Source organism: Allobaculum fili, from assembly GCF_020969955.1.
Lineage (GTDB): Bacteria > Bacillota_I > Bacilli_A > Erysipelotrichales > Erysipelotrichaceae > Allobaculum > Allobaculum fili.
In genome coordinates this window covers 41368-60453 of the sequence record NZ_JAHDSX010000006.1, presented here as the reverse complement: position 1 = coordinate 60453, position 19086 = coordinate 41368, and the positions used below count along the sequence as shown (strand labels likewise).

Genomic DNA, 19086 nt, shown 5'->3' with positions numbered 1-19086 from the left:
GGTTTACCCCTTTCGAAAGAGCGGATCGGACAGGACCGAAATCACCTGTTTGAGCTGAGCCATATAGTTTTTCTTTTTCGGCAGGCTGACCTGAATTCGTCCATTTTTGAAGGTGAGCGCGATTTCCTTGGAAAGAGCGTTCATGGCTTCAAACAGCTTGAGGCCGTCTTCGTTCCGGCTCCAGGATGCGCTCATGACAATCTGAATCCGGCTGTTCTGTTCGCTGACTTCATCGACGCCTGGACGCGAAGCGAACAGATCGAGGCGCTTGGCATCGAACAGAGCCTGCACTTCCTTTGGAATTTTTCCGAACAGGTCGGCCGTTCGGAATTCAAAGTCTTCGAGTTCCTTTTCGGTGCGAATGGCCCGGATTTCCTGGTAGAGCGCCAGCTTGTCGCCGTCGTTATCCGAGAATTTTTCCGGAATATAGCCCTGAATCTGCACATTCGCGCTTCTGGCGCTGTCGGCTTCCGCCGTTTCTTCGGCTTCTTTCAGTTCTTCATCGACCGGCTGACCCGCGGCTGCCTTCTTGCGGGCGATGGCATCGGAAAGCATGTCGAGGTACAGATCGAGACCGACGGAATCGATAAATCCAGCCTGTTTTGGACCAAGCATGTCGCCGGCACCACGGATCGTCAAATCGCGCATCGCGATTTTGTAACCGGAACCGAGCTGCGTGAATTCCTTGATCGATTTCAGACGCTTCGTCGACTCTTCGCTCAGCTGCTTGTCCGGCGTTACAAGCAGATAGCAGTACGCCAGTTTTTCCCGTCGGCCAACACGGCCGCGAATCTGATACAGCTGGGCCAGACCGAAACGGTCTGCGTTTTCGATAATGATCGTGTTCGCGTTGGCGATATCGAGTCCCGTTTCGATAATCGTCGTGCAGACGAGCACCTGATATTTACCGCGCGCAAATTCTGTCATGACGTCTTCAATCTGTTCACGGCTCATTTTTCCGTGGGCAACGCCAATGGAAATATCCGGGAATTTCTGCTGAAGCTCATGCGCCTTGAGGTAAATGTCTTCGACACGGTTGTGCAAAAAGAACACCTGGCCGCTGCGGGAAAGCTCGCGCTGAATGATTTCTTCCACTACCGGACCGCGCTCTTCCATAACGTACGTCTGGATCGGATGACGGTGCGCCGGCGGAGTGGTCAGCTGGGAAATGGTGCGAACGCCGATCAGCGACATCTGCAGCGTCCGCGGAATCGGGGTAGCCGAAAGCGCCAGCACGTCGATCGAGTTTTTCATTTCCTTGATTTTTTCCTTGTGACGAACGCCAAAGCGCTGCTCTTCGTCAATGATCAGAAAGCCAAGATCCTTAAAGCTGACGGTATTGGACAGCAGCCGGTGCGTACCGACGACAATATCGATCTGTCCGTTTGCCAGATCTTCCCGGATCTTTTTCATTTCCTTTGTGGAAATGAAGCGGTTGACCAGCGCGATGCGCGCTCCGGTCGGTTCAAAACGCTTTAAAAGCGTCTGGTAGTGCTGCATGGAAAGAATGGTAGTCGGGCAAAGGAACGCCACCTGCTTGCCGGCGCAGATCGCCTTATAGGCACAGCGCATGGCCACTTCGGTTTTTCCATACCCGACGTCGCCGATCAGCAGATGGTCCATCGGCTTGGCCTTTTCCATCTCGGCTTTAATTTCCGCCGTTGCCTGCAGCTGGTCGGGCGTGGATTCGTATTCAAACGATTCATCAAATTCCCGCTCGAGCGCGTCGTCTTTCGGGAACGCAAATCCAATGTCTTCCGTACGGGCGGCATACAGTTCGACCAGACGCCCGGCGATTTCTTCGACTTTCTGGTTAACCTTCTTTTTCGTCTTTTCCCATTCGCCGGTGCCCAGCTTGGACAGCTTGACTGCACCGTCCTTGGACACGTACTTGCGGATCAGCTGGAACTGAGAAAGCGGAACGAAGAGGTTTTCGTTGCCGCGGTACATAACGTGCAGATAGTCCTGCTTGACTCCGTTCTGCTCGCGGGTTTCCACGCCGATATACTGTCCAATTCCGTATTCCGCATGGACGATATAGTCGCCGGCCTCAAGTTCCATAATGTTATTGAGCGCATTCGAACGGGAGAACGTCTTCTGATACGGCACTTTACGGTTCAGATGCGAGAAAATTTCACGGCGCGTATACACCATATAATCCGGGGTCCGAAAGCCCTGATAAAAAATCGGATCGGTCAGCTTCAGTGAAGAAATATCGATCTTTTCCTTAAGCAGATCGACGTCTTCGCGCTCGAGCGCAAAATAGACATTGTCCTTTCTGGCTTCTTCAAGAACCCACTGCCGGTAGTTCAGACCCGGAGCGTCGATGTTTTCAATTCCCGACTGGACGGGATGATCGTGATCCAGGAACGTATGAATTTTGAGCGGCTCGGACTTCTTTTCGAGTTTGTACAGATCATGAAACAGGATGTATCTGGGCAGCGCGTGGAAATCTTCGACTTCTTCCTGCATGAACTGCACGTTATCCTGCACAGTCTTTTTCGCGTTTTCTTCTACGCCTTCCACTGTGGAGAATACGGTCATCGCGTCCGGCGCATAATCGAGAACGGAGGCGCTGTCGAGCCAAGCGTAGTAGCGGTACAGATGAGGTTGCGGATCGTGCGTTTCGATCGCTTCCAGATCCTTTTCGATCGCATCCCGTAAAAATTCCTGCCCCGCCGGATCTGTGCGTTTCAGCTGTTCTTCCAGTTTGACCGGCAAAATTTCCTTAAGTTTTTCAATCTGTTCGTCGCTGAACAAAATATCGCTGGCCGGAACGAGCACCGCTTCATCAGTGGCGCGGATCGTCCGCTGGGTATCCGGGTTAAAGAAGCGGATGGAGTCGATTTCCGTATCAAAAAATTCGATACGGATCGGATCCGGGTAATTCAGCGAGTAAACATCGAGAATGCCGCCGCGGGAAGCAAAGCTTCCCGGGGTCTGCGCGTAGTTGACGTGCGCATAGCCGATACACAGCAGATGCTCCATGAGCGCTTTTCGAGAAAGCGTCTGCCCGGTACGAATGGTCAGGCAGCTTTCGTCAAAGTAGTTCACATCCGGCAGAAAGCGGGTGTAGGCAGCGGTATTGGTAATGATGATTTTTGGAAAGTCCTGACGCATCTGCACGAGAGCGGACAGCTGGCCTTCCCTCTCTTCGGGAGACGCTGCGATCGCCTGCAGACGCAGAGACTCATCCATGACGAAAAGTACGACTTCCTGCAGCAGCATCGCCAGACGACGGTACAGCTGCTGGGCTTCGTACTTATTTTTCTTCACAACAATGCGTGTTTTTCCATCCTGAAGGAAAGCAGCGGCCAGAAGCAGCGCTTCTTCCATCTCCCCGAGGTTGCCGACATTTCCATGAATCGACATCATTTCCTTTGTAACGGGATTGGCTTCGATGTAATTCAGAATGGGATTGATATTCTGGTCGGAAAGCATGGCCTTACTCCTTACTGTTCGGATTTATTCTGTCTATCCAGTGTTTCTTCTCTCTGATAGGTATACGAAGCGGATGCATTCTGAGATGCTTCCTGTGCGGCGAGCGCTTCTTTTTTCAGCTGCTCGGCGATGGCAGAGTCCGAAAGACTCCGGCCGGTCTCTTCCTGATAAAGAACATCCTTTTTTCCGGAATGGAACGTCTGCGCGTTCTGCTTTTTCAGCGCGGCGGCGAGCTTTTCGGCTTCCGGGTCGCTCTTTTTCTTTTTCGGCTTCACGTTGTAGCGATTCATCGCCTGGGTAAAGCCGTGATCAATGGAAAACCAGGCCGCTTTGACCGCCTGATCAATCGCCGCGTTCAGATCGTCCATTTCATCAGCGCGAAAGCGGGTCAGCACATAATCAATAATCTTAATTTTCGGATCCCGGCCGATGCCGACGCGGATCCGGTCAAAATCCTGTCCCATCGCCGCGCTGATTACGCTTTTCATTCCGTTATGACCGCCGGCGGATCCGGACGGCTTCAGACGGATGGCGCCTACCGGGGTATCAAGATCGTCATAAATGACCAGAAGATCCTTCGGTTCAATTTTGAAAAAGTCCATGCAGGCGCGAACGGCGAAGCCGGAGTTGTTCATATACGTCATCGGCTTCAGCAAAATAACGTCTTCCCCCTTGATGCGGGTTTTGACGTACTGGGCTTCAAATTTGTTTTTATTGATCTCCACGCCGGCTTTTTCGGCCAGCCGGTCCATGACCATAAACCCGGCATTGTGCCGGGTACGCGAATATTTTTCGCCTGGATTTCCCAGGCCGACAATCAGTTTCATAAATTTCTCCTTTTGCCGGGATCCGGCACGATACAAAGATCCGCTTGCTGCGCAAATTGCGCTGTGCTTCGGCTTGTTTCTGCTTCCTGTTTCGGCTTCGTTTTCGATGTTCCTATCTTATGCTTTTTCCCATGGAATACATGAAAATTCGCTTTTGCCAGATTGAAGACAAACCCTGTCAAATCGATGAATGCCAGCACCTCTGCCTGCGATCCGGATTGAAAACGAAGTTCTGTCCATTTATTCCCCATACCGTCTTGTCTTTTGAAGACAGTATTCTTTTTATAAATAAATTAGTTATAACTTTAACAGAATTTGAAATAGTCATGAAACAGAAAAAGACCACGGTTTCGGTCTTTATAGACATTGATTTAAATGTACTTCGATATAATCAGAATGTCAGCTGACTGTTTAAACACTATTCATGCATGAATGTATGAAAGAGGTGAAGAAATGCCAAACAAGCGATTTACGCTGGAACAGATTATTGCGCTTCAGGGCAATCCGTACACCCAGCGCGTGACAAACGATACCATCGAATTCACCCAGGTGTTCTGTCTGATGTATGTGCGCCTGCGCACACGCCATGCCACGCCGGAAGATATCCTTCTGACGCTGGGCTACAATCCAGAATTCATCGGGAAAGAGCGGATGATCGCCATGGATCAGCGGCTGCGCGGATCGCTGGAGTATATTCTGAGTCCGGAAGACAAAGAATTTTAAAAAGGAAAAAGAGTTCTGTATACGGCAGAAATCCAGAAACGGATTTCTGCCTTTCTGATTTTCTCTGTCCTTTTCCTGTTTCCTGTCGTTTTTCCTGCTGCTTTCGAATCTGCACAAAAAAAGGGGAAGCAATCCCCTTTTCTTTCGGAATTCATTTGGCGTAAATCGGATTATTCAGCGGGCTCGCTGACTTTTCCGGGCGTATACAGAATATGAATACGGCGTTCCGGTCCTTCGCCATGCGACTTGGTGGAAATGTCATCCATATCGCTCAGGGCGTTATGAACGGCTTTTCTTTCATCGGCAGGCATCGGTTCAAGAACCGCGTCCACTTTCGTGCGGCGTACGTCACGGGCAACGCGGATCGCCATGCGTGCGACTTTTTCGTAGCGCTCTTCCTTATAGCTGTTGACGTCGATCATCAGACGGATATGTTTCTTGAAGACCGCGCTGGCCGCGGAACGAACGAGGACGGTGAAATCCTGAAGCGTTCTTCCCTGACGTCCGATCAGAACCGCATTGGCGTTCGTATCGACAGAAATACGATAGAAGCCGGTGTCATCGAGTTCGATCGAGACGGTTCCATCCATTTCGGCGTTGTCAAAATAGGTCTGAATGTAGTCGTGAAGGAAAACGATAATGTCGCTTTCGGCCCAGGCTTCAATGGTGATCGTCCGACCGAGACCGAGGAAGCCAGACTTTTCTTCTACAACGGTATACGTGAGTTCTTCAACAGCCGCATTTTTCGCATTGCAGGCAGCGGCGAGAGCCTCATCGAGAGTTTTCCCGGAAAAACGATCAAATTCCATACTTTCCTATCCCTGCTTCTTTCTGTTTTTCAGAATGCCTTCGGTATCGCGTACTCTTTCTTCTTTTTCACGTTTTTCTCTCTGATTCAGCGAAATGTAGTGGCTGAGAACACTGGTGAAGGCACGGATAATGGACGAAACTAGCCAGTAGAAGGACATCGCAATCGGCCAGGAAATATACATGAAGGCGATCAGTGCCGTCGTCATGTACATGGTCATGTTCATGGTGTTGGCCATCATGCCGCCCGCTTTCGGTTCTTCCTTCTGGGCTTTGACACGGCCGGTTTTTACATCCAGCTTGCCAAGCCATTTCGGAATCTGCATCTGCAGGATGGACATGACGATCATCAGAATGTAGACGGTCATGATGCCCCAGTCGAGATGCTGAAAACCGGCCAGCGGCGTTTCCGACAGCGGCATGCCCATGAAGGAGCCGTATACGGTCGTTGCCGCACGCATGGTGGCGTAGAACATACCCATCATGACAGGCAGCTGAATGAACATAACGAGCATGCTTCCGAACGGATGAATGTCGTTATCGTTGTAAAGCTTCTGCATTTCCTGCGCCATCAGCATTTTCGAACGTTCGTCGTTCTTGCCTTCGTATTTGGCCTGCAGGCGCGTCATTTCCGGCTGGATTTCCTGCATGCGCTGCTGGGAAATCTGCGAACGGAACGTGAACGCAAAAATGAGCAGCTGGATCAGGAGCGTTGCCAGGATGATGCCCCAGCCGGCATCGGTAAAGCTGGCAAACAGGTTGATCAGCTGGGCGATCGGCCAGACGATCAGACCGTCAAACCATCCTCTCTTCCAGGAGGAGGACCAGCTGGTGGGTTCAATAGTTACTGTTTCTGATTCTGAAGATTCGACTTCGGCTTTCAGATCTTCATCCGTGATTTCGGAAATGTTGACCTGTTCCTTATTAATGGTCTCTTGGTTAAGAGCAATAATCTGGTCGAGTTTGGTTTTTCCGTCAGATCCTCGCGGGTTGGAACAGGCCGCAAGACCCAGGGATACCAGTACGCACAGAAACAGAATCCGTGATTTTTCAAGAAGCGATTTTTTCATGGGATCCTCTTTCGTATTTTAGGCGGGCCCGCTCATGCAGTTCAGAGAGCATCTTGTGTCTCTGTTCGTAATCCATCTTTAAAAAGGCAGGGCGGACAATAACAATGGAATCAAACGATTCGTCAAAGGTGAATACAGAATCGATCAGCGCGCGAAGCTGGCGTTTTACACGGGTGCGGACAACCGCTTTTCCAACTTTCTTGCCGACGCTGATCCCAACACGGGCATGTTCTTCCTTTTTCGGCGCCGTATACACAATCATGGCCGGGCAGACGAAGGACTTCCGTTTGGAAATGATGGATGAGAACTCTGCATTCTTAAGGATTCTCTGATGTTTCTTCATTGACTCAGACAGAGAAAAAAATCACCTTTGCAGGTGATTTATTAAGCGGATAAAACCTTTCTGCCTTTAGCTCTTCTTCTTGCTAATACTTTGCGTCCGCCTTTGGTAGCCATACGAGCGCGGAAGCCGTGAGTTCTCTGGTGTTTGATTTTACTTGGCTGATAAGTACGTTTCATGTCGACTCAATTCCTTTCGTTCTATAAGAGTGATTCTTATTTTCTTATTAATTGCGCATGTCACTATATCATGATGAAAAAAAGGATGTCAACGCGCACGAAGCCGTTTCAGGGGGTGATTTTCTTAAAGGTCCTTTTCATTCATGCGAAATATAAAAGAAAAATGGATTGCGCAGCTTGATCGATTCCTATCTGTTCACCGCTAAACAGCAGCGATCCTGTATCGTGGCAATCTGTAAACAAGGATAACAGAAACGACACGCGCAATCACCTGTAAACAGGCGGTTTTTCCAATCTTTTTCGCCTTTTTTTCGGATTCTTCCCCCCACAGACCCCGGCAGGTCCTGCCTGCACCCGAAAATACAGCGGTGATCTTCTTTTCTGTGGATTGTCAGCATTTCTGCTTCGTCCCGATTCCTATTTTATTATCTGTATATTTTTTTTATTATCTGTATATTTTCAGCTTTTATTATCTGTATATTTTCAGCGCAGTATTCTCGCCGCTGTTCGTTCTGCTCTTCTTTCGGTTCTCGATCCAGCCGGATCTCCATGCATCCGCACAGCCTTCTTTTTCCCTGTCTCTCCCTGTTTCTTATCCCCCGTTTCTTATCCGCCTGTCTCTTTTCCAGATGCAGTCTTCCATTCTTTCTTTCCCCCTCTCCTCTTTCTGGAACTGTCTGTTCAGATGATGTTTAAAAGCCGCAGATTCGTCTGCGGCTTTTTTGCGATGGTCTGGTTCGTCCGCCCTGAATCGGCGTGACTTGCAGTTATCCCCCGTCTGGGTGGAAAGCGGGGACGGTTCGATTACGGACTGGGAGCGTATGGCAGTTCTCCCTCTGTTTTCATACCCGCATCTTCCGGTTGGGGCCTTCTTCGGGTTATCCCCGTTATCCACCGTTTGCGGGGGATTGTGCAGGATTTCGTCAAAAACGGGGGACTGCCTTTGGAAAAGCGGCTTTTTTTCCGTAAATCCAGGGGAAAATCCCCGCTTTTCGGGGGATATGCGCGTTATCCCCCAGTTATCCACAGGTTATCCACATCCTGTCCCCATCCCTTTTCCCCGCGTTTCAAAGCAATGAGGACAATTCCCCGAAACTGGGAGATTCTTTGCGTGCTTTCCCCCTGTGCATTTTGGTTATCCCCGCGCTGTCCCCCGAAAAGATATCCCCGGAAAGGGGAATGCTGCGCACAATCCCCCATGGGGGATAACTCGGATTTCTCCTTTAGCTATGGAGGATTGGATTCAGCCTGGGCGGGGATACAGCCTGCGGGCTCTGCACAATTTGCTGAAGTTATCCACCATTGTCCCCATTGGGGATAATTTTCCGTTTCTAGGTGTGCCAAAGAGTTATCCCCCAAAAACAGGGGATAATGCGAATAGCCACACGTCCCGAATGGAATAAAATCGGTTATGATAAACATCCAGGTGGAAAGGATGGATTCAATATGGATTCCTCGATCAATCAGTACTGGGATCAGACGCTTTCGATGATTCGCACCAGCCAGTATTTCGACGAAAGCACACTTACATGGATCTCAAAGACTTCGCTATTTAAAATCGAGAACGGAAAGGCCTACCTGACCTATCGAAATATCATTGCTTCCAATCTGATCAAGGATAATCTGTCGCTGTTTGAAGATACTCTTTCCCAGATCTGGGGATCGACGCTTCAGATCGAACTCATTTCCCAGCGGGAGATGGAGCAGATGATGCCGGACGAAGCGCTGAAAATTCGAACCAATAAGCTGGTAGACCGCCCTTTTGACAAGGCGTATACTTTTGATTCCTTTGTCTCCGGCCCCAGCAACCAGGAAGCGCTGGCTGCCTGCCGGCTGGTCACACGGGAAAACCGCTTCAACCCCCTGCTGATTTACGGCAGTTCCGGTCTGGGCAAAACGCACATGCTGAATGCGGTGGGCAACTACCTCGCCGTTCACCGGCCGGAATGCAAGGTCAATTATTTTTATGCGGGCGATCTGGTCAGCCTCATGCTGGAAGCGATGCGCTCCAAAAACCCCTCTTCCAATGCGGTGGATGTGGTCAAGGCTCAGCTGATCGACTGCGACTTTTTTCTGGTGGATGACATCCAGAACCTGCGCAGTGCGTCCTGCCAGGAAGTGTTCTTTACCGTCTTCAATGAATTAATACGTTTAAATAAGCAGATTATTCTGACATCCGACGTGCATCCTTCGGAAATTCCGACGCTGACGAAGCGTCTGATCAGCCGCTTTCAGTCCGGTCTTACCGTAAGCATCAAAAAACCGGGCACGGAAACGGCCAAACTGATTCTGAAAAAGAAACTCGACGGGCACGAACAGGTGCAGCCCATCGATGAAGATGTTCTGGATTTTCTGGCCGTCAGCTATTCGCATGACGTCCGCGCACTGGAGGGCGTGCTCAACCGTCTTTTATTCAACGCGACCCTTTTTGATCCGCCTTCCATTACGATGGAATTCACGATGGGCGTTCTGCGCGATGAGCCGGCTGTGGCCCCGACCGAAGAGCTCAGTCCGAAAACCGTCAAGAAAGCGGTCATCCGTCATTACGGTCTTTCGTACCAGGATCTCGAGGGCAAAAGCCGCCAGAAAAAAATTGTGCAGGCCAGACAGATCTGCATTTATCTGATGCGCGATCTGCTGGGGATTTCCTATTCCGCCATCGGCAAGGAAATCGGCGGACGCGATCATACGACGATTTCTTCGTCCTGTTCCCGCGTTCGCAAGCTGATCGATTCCGATCCAGCCTGGAAAGAGGCTGTAGATACGCTCCGAAAGAAAATCAGCGGGTAATCCACCGTTTTTGGGGGTTATCCCCGGCCTTTGCGGGTTATCCACAGACAATCCCCGCCCCGATTTTCCGTTTTTTCCCTTTATCTTTCGTATAAAGCTTTGAGTTATCCCCGTCTGGGGCATTCCTTATTGTTATTATTCTTTAATAAGAGAAGAAGAAAGGAACTTTCTCATGCGTTTTTCCATTAATCGTTCATACTTTGCCGACAAGCTCGCGACGGTTGCACACGCCATTCCTTCGGTTTCCCCGACCATCGCGCTGACCGGCGTTCTGATCCAGGTGTTTCCGGACTATATTGTTCTGACCGGATCCGATTCCAATCTGGCTATTCAGGTCGTCATTTCTCCCGATGAGAAAAACCAGCTCGTCATTGAAGAGCGCGGATCCATTATCATTCGCTGCTCCGCTCTGATCGAACTGACCCGCCGCATGAACGGCGATATCCTGCACGTCGAATCGATCGACGATACGCTGATTCGCTTTAATGGGCCTTCCGATTCCAAATTCGAACTGTTTGGGCGCGCCCCCAGCGAATACCCGGATCCCAATCTCACGCAGCCGGCGAAGCATCTGACGCTGCCGATTCATGCGCTGCAGGATATTTCCCGTCAGGTAGCCTTTGCGGCGGCAACCAACAGCCCGCGTGTCTATCTCAACGGCGTCAACCTGCGCATCAATGACCATAAACTGATCGCGACGGCGACCAATACGCTGGCGATGGCCCGCAAAATTGTACCGGTACAGACCGATGCGTCCGCCCAGGCGAACATCCCGGTCAAAGCCATCAGTCTCGTGGCTTCGCTTTTTGGAAGCGAAGGCGAATGCGATGTATATCTCGACCGTCAGCGCATTCAGTTCGTCAAGGACGATCTGCTTTTGCAGACGACGCTCTACGACGGCGTATTCCCCGACTGCGACCGGATTTTGCAGACGCATCCGACAACCCATATGATTCTCGATACGAATGAGTTCGAAGGCATGATGAGCCGTTCGATCATTTATACGGGCGCGCAGACTTCGGATTCTTCCGTCATTCCAGTACGCATGACCTATACTCCGGATCAGACGTTTGTCGAAGTTCTTTCCAGTACGCTCGGATCCTGCCGCCAGAATATTGAAAAGATGGAGATGGATGGAGAGTCGGGAAATATCGCGTTTAACGCGAGTTTGATGATCAATGGTCTGCGGGCGATTAAGGATCATGAAAAATTCAATCTCGGACTAAGCGGCGAACTCAAACCGCTCTACATCACCCTCCCGGATGACCCTTCCCTCGAACTGCTCTTTGTCGCCATGCGCAGCAACGTCTAGCGTTTCCTGTTTCCTGCATTTTTCATACGACGATTTATTTCTGTCCATACAAAAAACGAGCCGATGCTGCATGCTGCAGAGCACCGGCTCGTTTTTTTTTTTCACAGGAAAATCGAAAGCGTCCGCTAAGCCGAACGTCATCCGTTCGCATGCAGACCTGGAAGGCGCTCAAAAGGCTTAGAAAAGGCCTTTTTCCAGAAAACGAGGCGGCCCGTCGCCGCCTTGTCGAATTTGAGAAGCGATTTGCACCCTTCAAAGTCACAATATGTGCCCCATGCGAAGGATTCTTTCTCAAAAAAGCCGTTTAAAGGGCCGTAACGCTGAATTTTTGATTCATCGTATTTCCCTATGTTCCGGCGGTGATCTCTGTCCTGTGGAAAATAAAGGCTTTTTTTGATATAATTGAGCTTGAAGTGAGGTTCAAATATGAAGTTTAACCTGAAAGATGAATATATTACCCTCCAGCAGCTGCTGAAAGCCTGCAATGTCATTGACTCCGGCGGGCAGATCAAAGCGTGGCTGGCACAGAACGAAGTGCTCGTAAACGCAGAGCCAGAAAACCGACGCGGAAAGAAGCTTCGTTCGGGTGATGTCGTAGAAACCGGCAATATTCGGATTGAGATTGAATGAACATACAGAAGCTGAAGCTTTCTGACTACAGAAACTTCGAAACGGCTTCTTTTTCTTTTGATCCGGATACGATTCATATCTTTTGGGGAAAAAACGCGCAGGGAAAAACCAATCTTCTCGAATCCATTTACTTTTTAAGCCACCTGCGCTCGTGGCGAACATCAAAGACACCGTCCTTAATCCGGCACAGCCAGGATTCATTTGTGCTCGAAGGAACCATCGAAAACAAAGGCCGCCTCGAAAAGCTGAAAACGGTGTTTTCACAGGGGAAAAAATTTCTGTACCGCAATGACAAGCCGGTCCGCTCTTTTTCGGAGTTTGTCGGCATTCTCAATGCGGTTCTCTTTTCACCGGACGATCTGACCCTTTTTTCAGATTCGCCAAAGGAAAGAAGAAAAATGATCGATATGGAACTGGTGAAGCTTTCCCGTTCCTACACGTCGCTTCTTTCCCAGTTTCAGAAACTGCTCAAGGAACGTTCCGCGATTCTTAAATCGTGGAAACCCGATGAAATTCTGCTGTCGACCGTGACAGCCCAGATGATTGAGGCGCAGGCCGTGCTCATTGTGCAGCGGCGCGCCTTTATCACGCTTCTGGAACAGAAAGCCTCTGAAATCTTTCCTCGTTTTTCGCAGGGGAAGGAACAGCTCAGCATTCGCTACAAAACCTGTGTGGATCCCGATCAGGATATCCGCGAACAGCTCAGGCAGATTTATGACTCGACGCTTGAGCGGGATCGCCGCATGAAAACAACGTCCGCGGGCATCCACAAGGATGATCTTGAATTTTATCTTAACGGAAAGCTGATTACGCAGACCGCCAGCCAGGGCCAGAAACGATCGGTCATGCTGGCGCTGAAAATCGGACTTTGTCAGGTGATCCGGGAAAAGACCGGACAGAACCCCGTCCTGCTTCTCGATGATGTATTTTCGGAGCTCGACGAATCTCGCCGGCAGGGGCTCATCGCCTCTTTTCCGGAAGAAATTCAGATTTTTATTACCACGGCCGAACCCGTCTCCCCAGGCTGGTTCAAGCGGCCGGTCAAGTTTTATACAGTTGATCACGGCAAGATGAAGGAGGGAATATTTGATGTCTGAAACTGAAAACAAGTCGCTCGAGGCTTCTGTTCTTGAGTTCGACAAGCTTGAAGATGAAGCAATTCATGTCGATCATGCCTATACCGCCAACGATATCCAGGTTCTGGAAGGTCTGGAAGCGGTTCGTCTGCGTCCTGGCATGTATATCGGCTCAACGTCTTCGCGAGGTCTTCATCATCTCGTCTGGGAAATTGTCGATAACGGCATTGACGAATCCCTGGCCGGCTACGCCAGCCAGATTGATGTTGTCATTGAAAAAGACAATTCCATTCTCGTTCGGGATAACGGACGAGGCATGCCGGTAGGCATTCACCAGAAAACAAAAATCAGTGCGGTAGAAACCATTATGACCGTACTGCACGCCGGCGGAAAATTCGGCGGCGGCGCCTATAAAGTTTCCGGCGGTCTGCACGGTGTCGGTGCTTCCGTTGTAAACGCCCTTTCCGAGTGGCTCGAAGTCACCGTTGACCAGGACGGCAAACGCTACTACATCCGCTTTGAAAACGGCGGCCATACCGTTGCGCCGCTCAAGCAGATCGGAACGACCGAGCGTACCGGTACGACCGTACGCTTCAAACCGGATCCGAAAATCTTTACCGAAACGACTGAGTTCAATTTCGATGTGCTCGATTCCCGTATTCGTCAGCTCGCCTATCTGAACAAGGATCTGAAAATGACTCTCTGCGACGAGCGCGGCGAACATCCTGTCTGCAAGGAGTATCAGTACGAAGGCGGCATTATCGAATATGTCCGCCATCTGAACAAAGGCAAGGAAGTCATCTCCGACAAGGTAATTTACGCCGAGGGCGGACAGGACCACATTCTGGTCGAAGTCGCGGTGCAGTACAACCGGGATTACCAGAACCAGATTTACTCCTTCGTCAACAACATCAATACCCCTGAAGGCGGCTTCCATGAAGACGGCTTCCGTCTGGCCCTGACCCGTGTTCTGAACAAGTACGGGCGGGAAAACAACCTTCTGAAAAAAGACGAATCCCTCACGCAGGACGATGTCAAGGAAGGTCTGGCAGCGATCATTTCGATCAAGCATCCGGACCCGCAGTTCGAAGGACAGACGAAGACGAAGCTCGGAAACAGCGAAGTCCGCAAAATCGTTTCCAGCATTTTCGGCGACGCTCTTTACCGCTTCCTGATGGAAAACCCGACCGAAGCCAAGGCGATCGTTGAAAAAGGTCTCACAGCCGGCCGCGCGCGCATTGCGGCAGCCAAGGCCCGTGAAGCCGTACAGCGCAAATCGGGACTCGACGGCATCACTTCCCTTCCTGGAAAGCTGATGGACTGCTCGAGCCGCGATGCGAGTGAATGCGAAATCTTTATCGTCGAAGGTAACTCTGCCGGCGGCTCGGCCAAGATGGGCCGAAATGCCCGTACCCAGGCCATCCTGCCGCTGCGCGGAAAAATCCTCAACGTGGAAAAAGCCAGAGAAAACCGGATTTTCGCCAACGCGGAAATCAACTCGATGATCACGGCGTTCGGATGCGGATTTAAGGAAAATACGGACCTCTCCAAGCTTCGCTATCACAAGATCATCATCATGACCGATGCCGATGTCGACGGTTCGCACATCGCCACCCTCATGCTGACGTTCCTCTACCGCTTCATGAAGCCAGTTATTGAACACGGCTACGTCTATCTTGCCCAGCCGCCTCTGTACAAGATTCAGAAAGGCAAGCGCATGGACTACGCCTACAAGGAACAGGAAATGGATGCTCTGCGTGCCGAGTACAAGGACGGCTACAAAGTACAGCGCTATAAGGGTCTTGGTGAAATGGATGCCGAACAGCTCTGGGAAACGACTATGGACCCGGAACGCCGTATCCTCAAGCGTGTCACGATTGAAGACGCGATGATGGCGGACGATACCTTTGCCATGCTCATGGGCGAAGACGTCGAACCCCGTAAAGAATTTATTCAGAACAATGCGGAATACGCGACTCTGGATCTCTAGAAAGGAAATAAAGGAAATATCCATTTATGGAAGATAACGCAAATAAAACTCCCGAAGAAGATATTCTGGACGATTCCTTTTCTGATGAGGAAAGCCAGAAAGCCAGGGACGCGATTGAAGATATTGAAATCTCGAAAGAGATGAAAGATTCGTTTCTGGACTACTCCATGTCGGTTATCGTACAGCGCGCTTTGCCGGATGTACGCGACGGCATGAAGCCGGTTCACCGCCGGATTCTCTATGCGCTGGCAACCCTGGGCATTACCCCGGGCAGCGCCCACAAGAAAAGTGCCCGTATCGTCGGTGATGTTATTGGTAAATACCACCCGCACGGCGATACCGCCGTTTATGACGCCATGGTCCGCATGGCGCAGGACTTCTCTTATCGCTACCCGCTCGTTGACGGTCACGGAAACTTCGGTTCCCTGGACGGCGACGGCGCTGCGGCTATGCGATACACCGAAGCCCGCATGTCCAAGATTTCAACTGAAATGGTTGCGGATCTGAACAAGGAAACCGTCGACTTCATTGAAACGTATGACGGCGACGGTAAAGAACCGACGGTTCTGCCGTCCCGCATTCCGAACCTGCTGCTCAACGGTGCAGTCGGTATTGCGGTCGGCATGGCCACCAACATTCCGACGCACAACCTCACCGAAGTCGTCCGCGCCATTAAGGCGGTCATGGACGATCCGGAAATTTCCGTACCGGAACTGATGGAATATCTGCCCGGACCGGACTTCCCGACCGGCGGCATCATTCTTGGCCGCAAAGGCATTCGCGAAGCGTATGAAACCGGACGCGGCTCGATCACGATCCGTTCGAAGTACCGCATCGAAGATCTGCCCAACGGCAAGAAGCGTGTCATCTACTACGAAATTCCATACGGCATCAACAAGATGAAGCTGTACGAGAAGATGGCGCAGGTCATCCGCGAAAAGAAAGTCCAGGGCGTTACCTATCTGAACGATGAATCCAACCGTGAAGGTATCCGTATCGTCATGGATCTGAAAAAGGACGTTCAGGAAGATGTTGTCATCAACCAGATGTTCCGAGAAACGCCATTGCAGTCTACGTTTGGCATCAACATGCTGGCGCTTGAAAACGGAAGACCAAAACAGCTGACGATCCGCGAGATGATCATTGACTACGTCAAGCATCAGACGGATGTCATCGTCCGTCGGACCCGTTTCGACCTGAAGAAAGCGCAGGAGCGTCTGCACATTGTCGAAGGTCTGCGTATTGCGCTCGACCATCTCGATGAACTGATCAACCTGATCCGTTCCTCCCACAAGGAAGAAGCCGGTCTGATTGAAGATATGAACGCGCAGTTCGGTCTGGACGATCTGCAGTCCAAGGCGATCCTCGCCATGCAGATTCGCCGTCTGTCCGGACTGGAACGCGAGAAGATTGAAAACGAATACGAACAGCTGCTGGCCGCAATCGCGGACTTCAAGGATATCCTGGCCAACCACTCCCGCGTTCTCGATATCATTCGCAGCAACCTCGACGATATCGAAGCCAAGTACGGCGATGAACGCCGCACGGAAATTCTCGAAGGCAGCTTTGATGTGATCGACGAAGATCTGATTCCGCAGGAAGACATCCTGATGACGCTGACCCATTCCGGCTACATCAAGGCAACCGCCATTTCGAACTACCATACCCAGCTGCGCGGCGGTAAGGGTATCCGCTCGATTTCGCTCAACGACGAAGACACGATCGATTTCATGGCGACCATGTCCAACCATGACTACGTTCTGTTCTTCACCAACGCCGGACGCGTTTACCGTATGCGCGGCTTCCAGTTCCCGATGAGTTCGAGAACCGCCAAGGGCACGCCGATCGTAAACTTCATCCAGCTTCAGGACGGCGAACAGGTTCAGGCGATCCTGCCGTATGATCAGGAACACACCGCGAAGAACCTTCTGTTCGTCACCCGCCAGGGTATCGTTAAGCGGACTCCGGTAGCCGAATTCAAGAACATCAACCGTACCGGTAAAATTGCGATCACCCTCAACGAGGGCGACTCCCTTGCCTACATCCTGCCGACCCATGGCGATGATGAAATTCTGATCGCCGGCGATACCGGCTACGCGGTTCGCTTCCCTGAAGAAACCGTTCGTCTGATGGGACGTACAGCCGCCGGCGTTCGAGGCATCAATCTCGAAGGCGGTCATGTCATTGGCGCTACGCTCGCCAGCGAAGGCGATACGATTCTTGTCCTTTCCGAAAACGGATTCGGCAAGCGTTCACCGGTGGATGAATACCGACTGACCAACCGCGGTACAAAAGGAGTTAAGACGCTTTCTATCAGCCCGGCTACGGGCAACGTCATCGCCTTCAAGGCCGTTAACGGAAACGAAGATGCGATGATCGTAACAGACTACGGCCAGATGATTCGTGTTCATCTGCACAACATCAAAATTCAGGGACGCAACACCAAGGGCGTTCATATCATCCGTCTTTCGGAAAACGATAAGGTTAACCGCATGACCTTCACCGGGCACCAGGAAGAAGAGGATGACAACGAGAACAACTACGTTCTGGATGAGCTGAATCAGCCGGTCGGCGATTTCGATTACAAGACCACGGAAGACGGAAGCCCGCTTCCAGAAAACGAATCGGAATCGGCATCAGAAGACGCAGCAGGCAAGGAACCAGAAACGGTCTGATCCCGCTTCTGAAATCTGATTTTCAGAAATAGGCAGATGGATCTGAATTCCTGAATGAAGAAAATGAAATCCGATATCCAGTCTTTTGAGGGCGCAGGATATCGGATTTTTTTCTGCCAGCGAAAAGGCATGGATCGTTTTTTCATTAGATGGCTGTCCGTTTTTCGATCCAGTTTTCCTCTAAATCCGGTAAGCAGATCGCATTAATACGAAAAGGATTCCCCAATTTGGATCGCTCAGCTCCAGAAGAGACTGGGAAAATCGGAAAAGTTTCCTGCTTCAGAAATGGGAGAGGAGAAGCGTCTGATTTTCCCTTTTTTCAAAATCGGTGTCTGGAAGATCTGGGTCTCTTAATCAGAAGCAGCGAAGATTTCCTTTACCTATCCTATAGGAATAAGAAAAGACGATAGGAATAGAAAATCGTATTCCGATTTCTAAAAAGCTGATCCTCGATCCAATATCGGAAAATTCGTATGCGATTCCGATCAAAATATCGGAATTCCGATCTAAACAGCCTATAACATTCGCCGTACTGAAACTTAATGGCTATTTTGAGCCCATATCCGTCTTTGGAAGGAGGCTGGACTGTTCGATCTCTGACCAGCCATAGGAAGGACAGAAATCGGATCCAGCAGGGAAAAATCTGCAATTCGGTTTGTTTGGGCAAGCTTCTTTCCTGACTTTGTGTTTGCCTTTGTCGTATTTGGAGCTTTCCTCTCTGCCTGTTCTGTCTGTCTTCATTCGTCTGTTCATTCCTGTCAGGAAATCCGGGCTGAATGATCTGGCGGTTCTGGAGCAGCTGCTGGATTCTGAATCGGACCGATCGCTTCATCCCCTTTTCCTCCGTGCAAACAGCTGGCGGTTTTCTGTTCGAACGAAGGCGAGGATACCCGTCGGGGATCAGACCGATCGGATGACACCCGAGTCGAAAGATGTTTTAGAGACTCTTTTCTAAGTGCTGTTCTTGGAAAAGATGTCCTGTTTTTGAACGGCTGGATCTAGCGATTCTGCACGATTATATCGCCTGAATCTGGACTGTATTTTTCGGGACGAAACCATACAGACTTTGCAAAACAGCCCAGGCAGTCCTGCGGATTTTTTCCGTTTGGATTTCCCTTTTGTCTTAGGATTTCTACGGCCCGCTCTGGTTTGTTTCCGCTGTCTTTTTCGCGGATTTGATGTTTAGAGCCTGTGGAAAAAGAGGGATGTTTGAATGAGATATTTTG

The 19086-nt window shown here is 50.6% G+C and carries 14 protein-coding genes; 7 read left to right on the top strand and 7 right to left on the bottom strand.

Features of this window, described 5'->3' with window-relative positions; translation table 11 throughout:
* Positions 1-3: 3 nt before the first annotated feature.
* From mfd to Afil_RS02655, 3 genes are read right to left on the bottom strand one after another with little or no spacing between them, the layout of a single operon-like run.
* Positions 4-3441 carry a transcription-repair coupling factor gene (gene mfd, locus Afil_RS02665; protein ID WP_230266972.1) on the bottom strand — a complete coding sequence of 1146 codons (3438 nt, stop codon included), beginning with the start codon at positions 3439-3441 and terminating at the stop codon, positions 4-6.
* 11 nt (positions 3442-3452) lie between these two features.
* Positions 3453-4268, bottom strand: a complete 816-nt coding sequence (pth, locus tag Afil_RS02660; protein ID WP_439647320.1) for an aminoacyl-tRNA hydrolase — start codon at positions 4266-4268, stop codon at positions 3453-3455.
* Positions 4265-4519, bottom strand: coding sequence for a hypothetical protein (locus tag Afil_RS02655; RefSeq protein WP_230266971.1), 255 nt, complete (start codon positions 4517-4519; stop codon positions 4265-4267). Before Afil_RS02655 ends, pth begins: the two co-directional genes overlap by 4 nt.
* 202 nt (positions 4520-4721) lie before the next feature.
* On the opposite strand from Afil_RS02655, the gene Afil_RS02650 reads away from it, so the two are divergent.
* Positions 4722-4991 (top strand): HTH domain-containing protein, encoded by a 270-nt coding sequence (locus Afil_RS02650; RefSeq protein WP_230266970.1) that lies wholly within the window; start codon positions 4722-4724, stop codon positions 4989-4991.
* A gap of 170 nt (positions 4992-5161) precedes the next feature.
* Here the strand turns inward: Afil_RS02650 and Afil_RS02645 are convergent, their stop codons facing one another.
* Genes Afil_RS02645 through rpmH form a run of 4 tightly spaced genes read right to left on the bottom strand, consistent with a single transcriptional unit; the run spans position 5162 to position 7387 of the window.
* Positions 5162-5800 (bottom strand): Jag family protein, encoded by a 639-nt coding sequence (locus Afil_RS02645; RefSeq protein ID WP_230266969.1) that lies wholly within the window; start codon positions 5798-5800, stop codon positions 5162-5164.
* Between the two features lie 6 nt (positions 5801-5806).
* The gene (locus tag Afil_RS02640) at positions 5807-6868 is read right to left on the bottom strand and encodes a YidC/Oxa1 family membrane protein insertase (protein ID WP_230266968.1); all 1062 of its coding nucleotides are present in this window, start codon (positions 6866-6868) and stop codon (positions 5807-5809) included.
* The gene (gene rnpA / locus Afil_RS02635; RefSeq protein ID WP_230266967.1) at positions 6849-7211 is read right to left on the bottom strand and encodes a ribonuclease P protein component; all 363 of its coding nucleotides are present in this window, start codon (positions 7209-7211) and stop codon (positions 6849-6851) included. Before rnpA ends, Afil_RS02640 begins: the two co-directional genes overlap by 20 nt.
* A gap of 41 nt (positions 7212-7252) precedes the next feature.
* A complete protein-coding gene (gene rpmH, locus Afil_RS02630; protein WP_230225730.1) occupies positions 7253-7387 on the bottom strand; it encodes a 50S ribosomal protein L34 in 135 nt (44 codons plus the stop codon).
* 1446 nt (positions 7388-8833) lie between these two features.
* Here rpmH and dnaA point away from each other — a divergent pair.
* The 6 genes from dnaA to gyrA all read left to right on the top strand — a co-directional run bounded on the left by dnaA (position 8834) and on the right by gyrA (position 17860).
* A complete protein-coding gene (gene dnaA, locus Afil_RS02625; RefSeq protein ID WP_230266966.1) occupies positions 8834-10177 on the top strand; it encodes a chromosomal replication initiator protein DnaA in 1344 nt (447 codons plus the stop codon).
* A gap of 172 nt (positions 10178-10349) precedes the next feature.
* Complete coding sequence (gene dnaN, locus Afil_RS02620; protein WP_230266965.1) at positions 10350-11489, top strand: DNA polymerase III subunit beta; 1140 nt, start codon at positions 10350-10352, stop codon at positions 11487-11489.
* Positions 11490-11915: 426 nt separating this feature from the next.
* Positions 11916-12119, top strand: a complete 204-nt coding sequence (gene yaaA, locus Afil_RS02615) for a S4 domain-containing protein YaaA (RefSeq protein ID WP_230266964.1) — start codon at positions 11916-11918, stop codon at positions 12117-12119.
* Positions 12116-13216 carry a DNA replication/repair protein RecF gene (recF, locus tag Afil_RS02610; RefSeq protein WP_230266963.1) on the top strand — a complete coding sequence of 367 codons (1101 nt, stop codon included), beginning with the start codon at positions 12116-12118 and terminating at the stop codon, positions 13214-13216. Before yaaA ends, recF begins: the two co-directional genes overlap by 4 nt.
* Positions 13209-15185, top strand: coding sequence for a DNA topoisomerase (ATP-hydrolyzing) subunit B (gene gyrB / locus Afil_RS02605; RefSeq protein ID WP_230266962.1), 1977 nt, complete (start codon positions 13209-13211; stop codon positions 15183-15185). Before recF ends, gyrB begins: the two co-directional genes overlap by 8 nt.
* Before the next feature lie 26 nt (positions 15186-15211).
* On the top strand, positions 15212-17860 hold the full coding sequence (gyrA, locus tag Afil_RS02600) for a DNA gyrase subunit A (RefSeq protein ID WP_255658162.1): 2649 nt from the start codon (positions 15212-15214) through the stop codon (positions 17858-17860).
* The last annotated feature ends 1226 nt before the right edge of the window (positions 17861-19086 follow it).

Coding starts and splice junctions, on each gene's coding strand:
- mfd (WP_230266972.1), bottom strand. CDS start 3,441: ATGCTTTCCGACCAGAATATCAATCCCATTCTGAATTACATCGAAGCC.
- pth (WP_439647320.1), bottom strand. CDS start 4,268: ATGAAACTGATTGTCGGCCTGGGAAATCCAGGCGAAAAATATTCGCGT.
- Afil_RS02655 (WP_230266971.1), bottom strand. CDS start 4,519: ATGGGGAATAAATGGACAGAACTTCGTTTTCAATCCGGATCGCAGGCA.
- Afil_RS02650 (WP_230266970.1), top strand. CDS start 4,722: ATGCCAAACAAGCGATTTACGCTGGAACAGATTATTGCGCTTCAGGGC.
- Afil_RS02645 (WP_230266969.1), bottom strand. CDS start 5,800: ATGGAATTTGATCGTTTTTCCGGGAAAACTCTCGATGAGGCTCTCGCC.
- Afil_RS02640 (WP_230266968.1), bottom strand. CDS start 6,868: ATGAAAAAATCGCTTCTTGAAAAATCACGGATTCTGTTTCTGTGCGTA.
- rnpA (WP_230266967.1), bottom strand. CDS start 7,211: ATGAAGAAACATCAGAGAATCCTTAAGAATGCAGAGTTCTCATCCATC.
- rpmH (WP_230225730.1), bottom strand. CDS start 7,387: ATGAAACGTACTTATCAGCCAAGTAAAATCAAACACCAGAGAACTCAC.
- dnaA (WP_230266966.1), top strand. CDS start 8,834: ATGGATTCCTCGATCAATCAGTACTGGGATCAGACGCTTTCGATGATT.
- dnaN (WP_230266965.1), top strand. CDS start 10,350: ATGCGTTTTTCCATTAATCGTTCATACTTTGCCGACAAGCTCGCGACG.
- yaaA (WP_230266964.1), top strand. CDS start 11,916: ATGAAGTTTAACCTGAAAGATGAATATATTACCCTCCAGCAGCTGCTG.
- recF (WP_230266963.1), top strand. CDS start 12,116: ATGAACATACAGAAGCTGAAGCTTTCTGACTACAGAAACTTCGAAACG.
- gyrB (WP_230266962.1), top strand. CDS start 13,209: ATGTCTGAAACTGAAAACAAGTCGCTCGAGGCTTCTGTTCTTGAGTTC.
- gyrA (WP_255658162.1), top strand. CDS start 15,212: ATGGAAGATAACGCAAATAAAACTCCCGAAGAAGATATTCTGGACGAT.